Here is a 12,685-nt window from a genome sequence, read left to right as displayed (position 1 = left end):
TAGAGGCTTTTAGAACAGCAATGTCTTATCGATTTTTCGATTGGTTAACCCTTAACCGTGACCTGTTTGCTGCTTATAAAGCCAGTTTAGGCTTTATTTGGGCTTAATTTTTGTTTAAGTCCCGTTAGTTAAGTTTTTACGTTGTTTAGTATTATGTGCTTTTCGACTTGACGCATATTTATCAAATTTTGGCAATGAAATTAGTATATCACTAAAGATACAATAAAATATATTTGACTATAAAATATATTTTAGTCTGTCTTGGAATTCAGCGTTTCCACAATTTTTTCTGTTTTCCGTTTTGCCCTGCGCTGACCATATAATCGCGCAGCAAAGCTGGTAATTATCGCCACTAAGTCTTGCATTAATTCATCCCGACCATTGTCAGATAGATTAACAACTTCTAGATTTACTCCTAATCTTTTAAGTAAAATGTCTATGTAATGTGTACCAAAACGTCCTAGTCTGTCTTTGTGTTCGACTAGCAAAATATCATAATCATCTTTGAGAAAGAGCTTTTCTAGTTTTTTGCGATTGTCGTTTAATCCGCTCCCTATTTCCTTTATGACATAGGCGATCTGATATCCTTTGGCGATAGCGTATTGAGACAACCTTTCTGCTTGTCTATCTAAGTTATCTTTATTCTCAGCACTTGAAACTCTGGCATAAATCGCAACTTTAACAACACCCCCTGATATCTTTTTTGGATCGTAATCAACAATTACCGTGCCTGTAGGGAGTTGTTCTGTTGGGTATGGTATTTTACCTGCTTTGTAATGTCGCCAAGCTGTAAGATAGGAAATCCCCAAAGTTTTAGCATAATCAGACAATTTCATCAGACTGAAGTTTAGACTATATCTGACTATGTTAGACTATATTTTGTTTAAAGTTTTATCATACTTAAAATTTTAGATTTAATCCTAATCTTATCATAACCAGGAATTAGGCGACTAAAGTGAGCCACTCACTTGCGGGGGTAACCCCCGTTGTGGTAAGTTGCGTTGCACAAGTCGCTTAATCTGGGCACTGAAGTGTCTGAAGCTCTACGCTTACTGGAAAACTTGTAAAACTTGAGGCAACTCCAATGGCTTGGCAGCGTCCTGACGGTCGTCTTCCTTACGAACTACGTCCGATCAGCTTTCACCCCAGTTTCACCCGCTTTGCCCCCGGTTCTGTTCTCGCAAGATGCGGTGATACTCAAGTACTTTGTACTGTTAGCGTTAATAAGGGAGTTCCCAAGTTTCTCGAAGGAACTGGTAAAGGCTGGTTAACTGCTGAGTACCGGATGCTACCATCTGCTACTCAAAAACGGCAAGAAAGGGAATTATTGAAATTATCTGGACGGACACAAGAAATTCAGCGTTTAATTGGGCGCAGTTTACGCGCAGCAGTGGATTTTGAGGCGCTGGGAGAACACACGCTGACTGTGGACGCTGATGTGCTGCAAGCAGACGCTGGAACTCGGACAACAGCCATTACAGGCTCGTTTGTGGCGTTGGCTCATGGGATTTCTAAATTGTTGCAAGAGGGGGTGTTGGAGCGATCGCCTCTGTGTGGACAGGTAGCAGCAGTTTCCGTAGGATTACTGGATGGAGAGCCATTTTTGGATCTGAATTATATCGAGGATGTGGCTGCAACAGTAGATTTTAACGTGGTGATGAATCAACATTTGGGAATCATTGAAGTTCAAGGAACAGCCGAAGAAGGCAGCTTTAGCCGGACTCAGTTGGATCAACTGCTAGATGTCGCCCAAAAAGGAATTCAGGAATTGTTAATCGCCCAACGTGAAGCGATCGCTGACTGGAAAGCACTGTTTGTGATTAATTAGTTTTATTAATTTTTAATAAGAATTAATAAATGTATCCTCTGTGGCATTAATCAACAAAGTATCAAGTAACTAGGTGTAAATAAAAATAATCATGAGAGTGGTTCCAAATCATCCGGGGATTCGATCCCGGATGATTTGCTCCTGCCTCTGCTTCAACGGGGGGTTGGGGGTATCTTCGAGAGACATGTTTAGGACTTACGCACAGGTAACGGAAAATCGAACCACTTCAGACACAGAGAAGCCAGTGCGCCCTTGCGGTTAAGAGACTTGTCCCTTGCGCGTCTCCCCGAATCCCATTCGTGAGAGGCTAGCGCCTGCCGTAGGATGCCCGAAGGGCTGTAGGGAGAAGCAACTGGCGCGACACGGAGGAATAAGAGTTTGAGAGGTATTTTGCGTAAGTCCTAATGTTAACCGAACCGTATTGACTTACTACTGACAACTTACCGTTGAAGGTGATAAGGAGCGTATACGTTTTTCCAGCCTAGCTAATCCACGATGTTAAATGTTTCAAAAGTTAAAAAGGAGGATTGTAATAAGTTCGGTATTGTATTGCCAGAAGCCAGCAATATGATGATGAAGCCATGAACAAAACCGTTGAAGTTCTACCGGATCAGCCGGCGCTGGTTGCACGAGCGCTAGAATTAATTCTGTCGAAGTTAGAAACTGCCATTGAGCAGCGTGGACGGTTTACCATCGCCTTATCTGGCGGCAGTACACCTAAACCGTTATACGAAGCGATGCCTTCTCTACGAGAGGCTTCTCTTTCAGAGACGCTAACGCGAACGCCAACGGCGGGCTACGCCTACGCTAATCGAAAACTCCCTTGGGATAAAATTCATATATTTTGGGGGGATGAGCGTTACGTACCACCAGATCACCCCGATAGCAATGAACTGATGACGCGTCGGGCGTGGCTAGATCATGTTGATATCCCAGCAGCTAACATTCACCCCGTACCAACCTTGGAAGCCAATCCAGAACTGGCTGCTGCTAAGTATGAACAACAGCTTAAAGAATTTTTCAATTCTTCTGGGGTCGAGTTTCCTTCGTTGGATGTAGTATTGTTAGGAATGGGTGATGACGCACATACCGCATCTTTGTTTCCCCACACAGAGGCTCTCAAAGTACGCGATCGCCTAGTTACCGTGGGTAACAAAGACGGAAACCCCAGGATAAGTTTCACATACCCCTTCATCAACGCTGCAAGCAGCGTGATTTTTCTGGTTGCTGGTGCTAATAAAAGACCAGCTTTGGCGCAAGTCTTTGCACCTGTAGCCGATGACTTCACTTACCCATCCCGCTTAATTCGGCCCCAAGGAGAACTTTGGTGGCTGCTGGATGCAGCAGCAGGTTTGGAACTCCAACATTAAACTTGGGAATTGGGCATGGGGCAAAGAGGCAGAGGGGCAGTTCTTGCTGGGTGCAAGGGGGAGAATGAGTAATTTACCTCTTTCCCCCCTCTGCTCCCTGCTCCCTTTCCCCGTGTCCAATTAATGGTTCCATCAGCAGTAATTGCTAGAATCTAAAGCTAGGGCCGCCCTCTGCTTGCCAGTCCTAACTATATTTATGATGATCTTGAACAAAGGCTAAATATCGATGATCGTCTGCCCTAATTGCAATCATCCCAACCCTGACGGCGCTGTCCAGTGTGAAGCTTGCTATACACCCTTACCCGCGACTACTAACTGTCCCAGTTGTGGGGCAACTGTGCAGGCAGATGCTGCATTCTGCGGTCAGTGTGGCTATAACCTTCACTCCGCAGGAGTTCCACACGTTCATACTGCGGTAGCTACAACAGTTACTCCCGATGTTCCTGTGGAAGTTCCGCCGTTAGTTCCACCCGATCCCCTGTTAGAACTTTTACAACCAGATGCTTTGGGAATGAGTGGTTCTACTAACTCCCATCCTCCCGAATCATCTTTACCAGCAACAGAGGTGGCAGCTTTGCCAGAGGTATCTGTGGCAGAAACCAGCCCTCCAGAACCAGCGCCAACGATCGCAGCTCAACCGATAGTATCTATACAAAGTATTCCTACTCCACCACCGTTGGAACCAGCGCCAGCCCCCCAAGCCGAAGTACAGGAGCCAGCCGCACCAGCACCAACTGCAACTGTTGCCAGAACACAATTGCAGCAAGTTACAGCGCGGTTAATCCACGTTCAAAGTGATCGGTTAATTGAATTGCCACAAAATCTCTCTGTGATTCATATCGGCAAACCCAATGACCGGATTCCCCCAGATATAGATGTTTCAGGATTTCCCAATTCAGAAATTGTCTCGCGGATTCATGCAGATATTCGCGTCGAGGGAGATGCTCATTATGTAGAGGATGTAGGAAGTTCTAATGGCACTTATATTAATAATTTGCCACTTTTACCAGGGAATCGTCATCGCTTAAGACCAGGCGATCGCATCAGCTTGGGTAAAGGAGACTTAATGACATTCCTCTTTCAACTTGCTTAACTGATTCTCGATCAATTGTGACATCAGTCTAAGCATTTTCTGCCCATCCTCCGGCATCCCTTTGGAGGAAAAACAAATGAACCGCATCAAACAAGCGACGGATAACTATGTTGTTCTTGATAGCCCCATAGTTTACAGCCGTCGCTTCGAGGTGCGAATTGTTGCATGGTTCAGCAACTCCATTACCTTAATAATTACACTACGATGGATGAAAATACACTGCCAATTTTAGATTTTGAATTGAAGGGAAAATCTAAAATCTAAAATCCAAAATTGAATGACCTATGAAAGAACCAAGCAAAAATTTTGAACCCTTGCTTACCAGAGAAGCCCCGTCAGTTGTTGAACGCATGGGGCTAACGTGGCTAATTGCAGCAGCGATCGCAACTGCTTTATTGTGGCAAGTACCAGGAGGGGATTATATCTTATACCCATTTACGATCCTGGCAACTTGGTTTCATGAAATGGGTCACGGCTTAATGGCACTCCTATTAGGGGGACAGTTTCAGAAATTACAGATTTTTAGCAATGGTTCCGGTGTCGCAACTTATGGCATCCAGCCGGCATTGGGGCCAATTGGCCCAGCAATAGTCGCCGCCGCAGGCCCAATGGGGCCGCCTCTTGCCGGTGCAGCTTTGATTTTGGCTTCCCGCAGTTTTACAGCAGCAACTCTGAGTTTGAAAATTTTAGGGAGTTTTTTGCTGTTTTCCACATTAATTTGGGTACGTTCCTGGTTTGGATTGGTGGCAATTCCCTTGCTGGGTTTAATAATCTTGGGTATTGCCCTGAGAGCACCTCGTTGGGCACAGGGGTTTGTCATTCAATTTCTGGGTGTACAAGCTTGTGTGAGTACGTACCATCAACTTGATTATCTATTTAGTAGTTCTGCTGGCCCCCTTGGACTTTCTGATACAGCGCAAATGCAGCGATATTTGCTTTTACCTTACTGGTTTTGGGGCGGGTTAATGGCGATCGCATCTCTGGTGATTTTAGTCCAAAGTCTCCGCGTTGCCTATCGTTCGGAGTAATGAGTAAGAAGCACCATCAAAAGGCAATTGAATCTTTAGCTCAAAGAATTACTGAACATCAAGAAAAGATTAGACTGGAATCAGAGAAGAGTTTTCCTGACGAAGGTTTGATTAAGCATTGGGAAAAAGAGATTCGTGCTTTTGATAAGGCAATCCAACAAGCGCGTAAAAGATTGAGACAATAAATATGCAGATTAGCGATCGCCCTCTTGCAGTCAAGAATTCAACTCTCAGTACCTTGATTTCTGAATTAAGTACAGAGTGCCTAAAAGTACAAGCCTTAGTTAACCAGTTACAGTTACCTAGTTTAACTGTTAACCAACAAGCTGAAATTCTCGCAGAACTTTTAGCTGCTGCGGTTCATCTGCATAATCATTGTGACGAAGATTTTCAGACGCTAATTATTGAGGAAATGGAGAATTTGCCTGATGATGAGGATTGAATAGTGATTTTAGTCCAAAGTCATTGCGATCGCCAACCATTACCTAAGCTGAGACTTGAGCGCGAATTTCATTGGCACAAGAACGGCCCTGTTCAACATCAGCAATATTAGCAAAAGTCGTTTCTGCAATATTGTGGAGAGCTTCTGCTGTAAAAAAGGCTTGATGTCCGGTAATGAGTACATTGGGGAACGTCGTCAGACGTTGGAAAATATCATCTTGAATAATTGCACCAGACAAATCCTCAAAGAACAATTCCGATTCTTGTTCGTAGACATCCACACCGAGATAGCCAATCTTGCCAGACTTCAACCCCTCAATCACTGCTTGGGTATCAATCAGCGCTCCTCGGCTAGTATTAATTAGCATCACGCCTGGCTTAATCTGTTCTATAGCCTCAGCGTTAATCAAGTGATGCGTTTCGGGAATCAGGGGGCAATGTAGCGAGATAATATCCGAGTTAGCAAATAGCTCAGTTAGCTCTACATACTTTCCACCTAGCGCCTCCAATTCTGGATTGCGATAAACGTCATAGGCGAGTATATGACAGCCAAACCCCTTCATAATCTGTCCTAAAATCAGACCGATTTTGCCCGTGCCAACAATCCCCACTGTGCGCTCATGCAAATTAAATCCCAACAGTCCATCTAAAGAAAAATTGCCTTCTCGGACACGGTTATAGGCCCGATGAATTTTGCGATTTAAGCTTAAAATCAATCCCACAGCATGTTCTGCTACCCCATAGGGTGAATAGGCGGGAACACGCACAACGGTAATTCCTAAGTCTGCTGCGGCTTGTAAGTCTACGTTGTTAAACCCTGCACAACGGAGGACAACCAGCCGAGTTCCCCGTGAGGCGAGAAGTTCTAAAGTTGGCGCGTCAACCTGATCATGCACAAATACGCAAACCGCCGGGAATCCGGCGGCGAGAATAGCTGTATCCCGATTTAAACGAGGTTCAAAAAACACTAATTCGTGTTGGGTGGGAGAATTTGCGGCTGATAAAAACTTGCGATCGTAGACTTTTGTACTGAAGACTGCTACTTTCATGCAAAACCTCAAATTGTATGCTGCACAATGTTCGACTACATGATAACCTTGGCAGTTAGAGAAGCGATGTCTAGGATGGGCTATTCGGCAGCTTTGAACAAAAAAGAATTCAGGATTGCTTTAAGGTAGATGACTGACTTTTGGCTGCTCGAAGTAGCCATACATTACCCGAGAAACTTGACGAATAAAATCTCTAGCTCTAATGTCATTATTCGGTCTTCGCACGAAAATTCCTGCTAAATAACGCTTACCTGATGGCGTTTCAATAATACCCGCATCGCCTAGTACAAACCGTAGAGTACCTGTTTTATGAGCAATATTTGCACCATAACCTAAACCAGATGGGAGCAATGCTCTATTGTGACAACGAATCATAATACCTAAAACTTGGGATTGACTTGTAGCAGAAATTAACTGATTATTTGTAACCAAAGCTGACAGTCGTACCAAGTCTTTTGCACTAGTTTTATTAGTTCCTTTAAAATCTCCTAACACATTGCGAATCACAGTGCTTTGCAATCCCCACCGGCGAAACTTTTGATTTAATTTAGATACACCACCTAATCGGTCGATAATCATATTTGTAGCAGTATTATCGCTAATAGTCATCATCTTGGTTGCAGTTTGCAAGAGACTCAGCTTAGTTCCCACTCGTTGATACTGCATATTTCCAGAACCGCCAGTGACATGCTTCCGTCCCATCACCAAAGTTTCGCCTAGTTTGATTCTCCCTGCATCTACTTCCTGAAATAAAGCAATCAAAATCGGATACTTAATTGTGCTAGCGGCGGAAAAAGCTTTATCACCATTAACACTAAAATAATCTCCTGTTTCTAAGTCCATAAAAAAGATTCCGGGAGTGAGGAATCTATAGCGAGCCATTAATGCTTTAATAGGAGTTTTTAGTTCTGATATCTCACGTCCTAGAGGAACTACACCAGTGAATTTAGAAGTATTTATTGGGTTGACAGGATCGGTTAGAGGAACCGGAGCAATAAATTTAAGTTTTGGTAGTTGTAAATCAGATTGATTTGCACTCCAGTCATTTGCGTTGCCAACTTGATTCGTATTGGGATTCGCTTTTACTGGGGACGATAGTAAAAGAATACTTGTAAGGCTCAGTAAGAACCAGCGTAGTTTCATGTAGTGCTGTGAGGATAGTGTTGGATTTATTTACAGAGATTTTCCGAATAAGTTAATCAAATCCGGATTGATTGACATAGTAATCACTAAGATATCCGATGTCAAGAGATATTAATAAGAGATTTTCTGGAATATTGTAAACAAGAATTTTGATAAAAAAGTATAAGGGAGAATATAGAAAATATGTCTATATTACATAAAATAATTATTTAATTATACAAATAGTAAGAGATTATGATTGCGCTTTTAATTTTGATAGCAATGATTTATACATAGCAATCGAGATAAAAAAGCACGCGCAGTCGAACCAATTAAAAAGTGGAAAATGAAGGCTATCAAACGACTAATAGTCAAAATAATTCGTAATTGATAATGACGATCGAGGACTCGCTAACGCTGCGCTAACGTAATTCGTAATTATTACCCCATACCTAAAGGTATTTGCTCTGAATGATGAATAAATTTATTTTTTTTCATTAATAAATTAAGTTGCTCTGTCCCTCAATGATTTAATTATTAATTAATTACTAATTAATGAATTCAAAATTTACGAATTACGAACTTGTACTGAGCGTAGCCGAAGTATTACGAATTACTAATTATTCGGTCATTGGCTATTGAGAATTTTCTAACTGTTCTAAAATTTCTACAAAAGATTTACCTGCATCAGGTTAGGTGTTTGTTTCAAGGGTCATCTTGGTTAAGCTTAGGACTTACGCAAAAACCCTCTCAAACTCTCATTCCTCCGTGACGCGCCAGTTGCTTCAAGTCTCTTAACCGCAAGGGCGCACTGGCTTCTCTGTGGTTCGTTTTCCGTTACCCGTGCGTAAGTCCTAAAGCTGATGAATAGATAACGGTAAATCGCCAAACAGATAGGACATCTCTGGGTGTCATTGACTCACTGGGTAATTGGAGCAACCACGATCGCGGGAAATGTCTTGGGCTTGGGCGTTGGCGTTCCCGAAGCATCCCGTTACGTAGATAAAGCAATAATGTTATAGTAGTATAGGGAATATGGTAAAATTTCCCTTACTTCACGGCATTTGAATACTCAAATGTGTGAATGATATAGCTGGAGAGGTGTCCGAGCGGTTCATGGTGACGCACTCGAAATGCGTTTTGGGGAAACCCAACGGGGGTTCGAATCCCCCCCTCTCCGTTTAAAATGATTGCCGAAAAATTAGACAAACAGATGATGTTTGGCTTCATAGATGGTATGTATGAGTATTTGCAAGTAAGGGCACACACATGTGCTATCCTAAGTATATATATGTAACGGACGTTGTGTGAAACGGGATTATATTTCCGTATTTACTTAGTCAGATATTGCAAAAACTACATTAAAATATACACTGACGACACAGATTTTGGGGATAAACTAATGCCATCGTGTGAGGAGTGAACGATGGCAAATCGCAGCATGGGGAAAGTGCCCTCATTTATTGTTATCAGTGTCTGTTTATATCTAGGTATTAGTATAGGAGTCGTTATCCGGCTTGGGCAATCACAGCGATTAAACGCTGCTACTACACCCACTGAACCTGTATCATTACCATTAGCTATCCCTGTTACGCCATCAACAACAGAAGAACAAATCTTTCCAGATACTATTACTATCAAAGCCGTTGGAGATATTATTCCTGGCACTAATTTCCCTAACTATAGATTACCCAGGTTTCGAGATCAATTATTACCAAAATCAGTGAGAACTCACTTGCAAGGATCTGATATCTTGTTTGAACTTTGAAAGTAGCTTAACTAATTATCCCTACACTGCCAAAGATATTAGTCGAGGGCAAGTCTTTGCTTTTCGCTCCCCACCTGGATATGCTCGGCTATTTGCTGAGGCTGGTTTTAATGTGTTTAATATGGCGAATAACCATGCAATGGACTTCGGCCCGGTAAGATTCAAAGATACAAAGAAAAATCTTGAGGCTGTGGGTATTGCAACATTAGGTCATAAAAATCAAATTCTTTATTTGGAAGCTAACAATATCCCTGTGGCAATGGTCGGGTTTTCTCCTTATGAAATGTATAATTCCATCCATAATTTAGGAGCAGCCCAAGCACTTGTAACAGAAGCTAAAAATAAAGCCAATATTGTAATAGTATCGATGCACGCAGGAGCCGAAGGAACGGGGGCGCTACATGTTAAGAATCAGACAGAGTTTTTTTATGGAGAAAATCGAGGGAATTCGATCAAGTTTGCTCGAAATATGATTGATGCGGGAGCAGATTTAGTACTAGGACATGGGCCTCATGTTCCGAGAGCTTGATAATGTTGGGTTTCGTTCCTCAACCCAACCTACACCAGTTTTATTTTTTAGCCTTAACCCAAGCGTATTGATTTAGAGAGAGGTTTTCCAGATAATGGGAAAAGTCAGAAGAGTAAATTAGGACTTACGCATTGACAAGAAAAGCCAAATATGAATAAGTTTAAAAACCACATCTTTGGTAAGGGCACAGCATTGCTGTGCCCCTACAGTATGGTCTATTTCTGATCGCAGGATAATTAAGAAAAGCCTGATACAACCGGGAGCATAGTTAATTCACATCACGATGCATTTGTACAGTGCGTAATATCATGTCCGCCAAATTACCCATAATAAAAGAACCCCACCCCCAACCCCTAAGAGCCTGCGGGGAGAGGAGACAAAGCGCAGCTTTGGCGGGGTGGGGTTCTTAGGGTTTAATAAGTAATCAAGCGGACATGATATAAGTCCTATAAATAAGGAATTTAGCTAAAGATGAAACAAGAAAGAAAAAGATGCTTTTGTATTGGCAAAAGGCGTTCAATTTTAGATTGTGAATTTTGGATTTTAGATTGAAGAAAAAATTTCAAATTGACTAATTATTGTCATCTTGTAGCTTTTCCTGAAATTTCTGATCATTATGGGGTTGACTATCAGTCGGTGAATTTTGCTTTTCCACTGTTGGTACTACTACAGCAGAAGGATCTGATTGTTTGGATTCTGACTGCTGGGATTCTGTCGGTGGCGCTGCTGGTATAACCACAGAATTTGACGGAATCACCGGTTGAGGGGAAGCAGAATTCTGATTAGAAGCGGGTGAGTTATTTTGTGGTAATGGTGCGGGGGAAGCACTACGAGATGAACGAATAGCCCGTAGTTTTTCGACTAGCGAGGGTGTAGGTGAAACGCTAGGTGAAGGTGCGGATTGTTCGGAATCGCCGCGTTGTGATTCTTGTGTAGGGCTGCTGGGAGTTTCTACTGGGGAAGAACGACGATTACGCCGCCGCGGCTTGGAATTAGATACAGGTGCTGATTCGGTTCTTGAGGTGGTGTTAGTCTCTTCACCCCTCTCTAAGCTAGGAACTTTCGCAGGTGGTTCTTGAGTTGGCTGTTCAAAAAGCGGTTTTGCGGTTGGCTGGGGCTGAGATTTGGGTAAGATGCTAGTGATGCCAAAACTTGCTGTAGCAGCAACCAGGGCTACACCTATACCTATGAATATTTGAGATGACCCCAGTTTTTTTGCCAGTACATTTTCTTTGGCGATGCTTGGGTTGGGCTGCGCCAACCCAGATGGTTTATGAATGCGATTCTGGGAAGTTTTCCCATTCCCAATTAAAGTTACTGCCTGCTGGGCAGATAAATTGACAGTTGGCACTGCATAAGTGGCTAAGGCTTGCGGTGTCATATTCACCTCATTTCCAGGTAGCAGTTGTAACCACTCAGCAACTGTTGATGGGCGAAAACGAGACTCCACCGCCATACCGCGCATTATGGCCTGGTTGACAGAAGCACTCAAGTGTGGTTGCAGTTCGCGGGGGGAAGGCATTTGTTCGCGATCGCGCAATAATGCTGGCATAGGAACCTGTGCTGTTAACAGTGAATACAAGGTTGCTGCTAAACCATAAACATCCGTGGCGGGTGTGCGCGGCGCTTGCGTCAAATACTGCTCAATGGGAGAATAACCTTCAGAAACCATACCTGTGTGAGTCTGCCTGACACTGCCATTAAATTCCCTGGCAATGCCAAAATCAATCAGTACTACTTCCTGGGTTCCTTCACGAAGGATAATATTATCTGGTTTGACATCTCGATGTAACAAACCGTTGTTATGCACTACCTGCAAGGCTGCACCAATTTGCCGGATGTAATGAATTGCTGTGGCTTCAGGTAAAGGTATCCCTGGTAATACAAATGCGTCTCCCAAGGTTTCGCCACGAATGTATTCCATCACCATGTAAGGCAGTCCAGCCTCGACAAAAAAATCACTAACTCGGACTATATTTGCGTGAATACACGTAGCTAATCGTCTGGCTTCATCTTGGAATTGGCGCTCAAATTTTGCAAAATCAGGATGTTGTTGCAGCCGTTCATTGATGGTTTTCATCACCACCTCATGACCTAAGTAGTGATGCGTAGCTTTAAATGTAATGCCAAAGCCACCCCGCCCTATTTCTTGAATTAGGGTATATTTTCCATCCTGCAAAATTGTGCCTGCTAACATAGAGAGTCCTGAGTCTTGAGTGAGCAGATAACTAGCGAGTCCTGAGTCTTGAGGGATTCCCTAAGAATTTTCCCATATTTTTTATATAGGGCGAGGGTTTTTGCCTGTCTATCTTACGAGATAATTTAGTTGTTGGAACTCTCCAAGCAAGAAAGACCTCCCCATGAACACAACAGTTTTATCTTTATAGGATAACGCCAGAGTCAAGAAATCCGGAAGTAGGAAACAAGCTCAATTTGTCTTCCACGCCTGTGATGTGA

General features: G+C 42.9%; 11 protein-coding genes, 1 tRNA gene and 1 pseudogene. 9 read left to right on the top strand and 4 right to left on the bottom strand.

The genetic code is table 11. From position 1 onward, the window contains the following. Positions 1-251 precede the first annotated feature (251 nt). Positions 252-836 carry an IS607 family transposase gene (locus LC653_RS12810; protein ID WP_229494834.1) on the bottom strand — a complete coding sequence of 195 codons (585 nt, stop codon included), beginning with the start codon at positions 834-836 and terminating at the stop codon, positions 252-254. 248 nt (positions 837-1,084) lie between these two features. On the opposite strand from LC653_RS12810, the gene rph reads away from it, so the two are divergent. The 7 genes from rph (at position 1,085) to LC653_RS12775 (ending at position 5,761) form a co-directional block, all read left to right on the top strand. Then, entirely contained in the window at positions 1,085-1,828 is a 744-nt protein-coding gene (gene rph, locus LC653_RS12805; RefSeq protein ID WP_229494833.1) for a ribonuclease PH, read from the top strand. 581 nt (positions 1,829-2,409) lie between these two features. Next, positions 2,410-3,198 (top strand): 6-phosphogluconolactonase, encoded by a 789-nt coding sequence (gene pgl / locus LC653_RS12800; RefSeq protein ID WP_229494832.1) that lies wholly within the window; start codon positions 2,410-2,412, stop codon positions 3,196-3,198. 226 nt (positions 3,199-3,424) lie between these two features. Next, entirely contained in the window at positions 3,425-4,291 is an 867-nt protein-coding gene (locus LC653_RS12795) for a double zinc ribbon and FHA domain-containing protein (protein ID WP_229494831.1), read from the top strand. Positions 4,292-4,367: 76 nt separating this feature from the next. Further along, entirely contained in the window at positions 4,368-4,523 is a 156-nt protein-coding gene (locus tag LC653_RS12790; RefSeq protein ID WP_229494830.1) for a hypothetical protein, read from the top strand. Positions 4,524-4,575: 52 nt separating this feature from the next. Further along, positions 4,576-5,319, top strand: coding sequence for a M50 family metallopeptidase (locus LC653_RS12785; protein WP_229494829.1), 744 nt, complete (start codon positions 4,576-4,578; stop codon positions 5,317-5,319). Further along, a complete protein-coding gene (locus tag LC653_RS12780; RefSeq protein WP_196524939.1) occupies positions 5,319-5,504 on the top strand; it encodes a hypothetical protein in 186 nt (61 codons plus the stop codon). The genes LC653_RS12785 and LC653_RS12780 overlap by 1 nt, the downstream gene beginning before the upstream one ends. A 2-nt stretch (positions 5,505-5,506) precedes the next feature. Beyond that, positions 5,507-5,761 carry a hypothetical protein gene (locus LC653_RS12775; RefSeq protein ID WP_229494828.1) on the top strand — a complete coding sequence of 85 codons (255 nt, stop codon included), beginning with the start codon at positions 5,507-5,509 and terminating at the stop codon, positions 5,759-5,761. 43 nt (positions 5,762-5,804) lie between these two features. On the opposite strand, the gene LC653_RS12770 is transcribed toward LC653_RS12775, so the two are convergent. Together LC653_RS12770 and LC653_RS12765 are read right to left on the bottom strand one after the other, a co-directional pair. Further along, on the bottom strand, positions 5,805-6,809 hold the full coding sequence (locus tag LC653_RS12770; RefSeq protein ID WP_229494827.1) for a 2-hydroxyacid dehydrogenase: 1,005 nt from the start codon (positions 6,807-6,809) through the stop codon (positions 5,805-5,807). A 120-nt stretch (positions 6,810-6,929) separates the two neighbouring features. After that, the gene (locus tag LC653_RS12765) at positions 6,930-7,952 is read right to left on the bottom strand and encodes a serine hydrolase (RefSeq protein WP_229494826.1); all 1,023 of its coding nucleotides are present in this window, start codon (positions 7,950-7,952) and stop codon (positions 6,930-6,932) included. 1,074 nt (positions 7,953-9,026) lie between these two features. On the opposite strand from LC653_RS12765, the gene LC653_RS12760 reads away from it, so the two are divergent. Together LC653_RS12760 and LC653_RS12755 are read left to right on the top strand one after the other, a co-directional pair. Beyond that, positions 9,027-9,111: transfer RNA gene (locus LC653_RS12760), tRNA-Ser, on the top strand. A gap of 246 nt (positions 9,112-9,357) precedes the next feature. Continuing rightward, positions 9,358-10,225: pseudogene (locus LC653_RS12755) on the top strand (CapA family protein); the annotation flags it as partial. Positions 10,226-10,799: 574 nt separating this feature from the next. On the opposite strand, the gene LC653_RS12750 reads toward LC653_RS12755, so the two are convergent. Further along, on the bottom strand, positions 10,800-12,425 hold the full coding sequence (locus LC653_RS12750; protein WP_229494825.1) for a serine/threonine-protein kinase: 1,626 nt from the start codon (positions 12,423-12,425) through the stop codon (positions 10,800-10,802). Between the last annotated feature and the right edge of the window lie 260 nt (positions 12,426-12,685).

The sequence above is a fragment of the Nostoc mirabile CHAB5784 genome (assembly GCF_020829645.1).
GTDB classification, from domain to species: Bacteria; Cyanobacteriota; Cyanobacteriia; order Cyanobacteriales; family Nostocaceae; genus Nostoc; species Nostoc mirabile.
The sequence above is the reverse complement of the archived record's forward strand: the minus strand, read 5'-3'. Positions and strand labels throughout refer to the sequence as shown.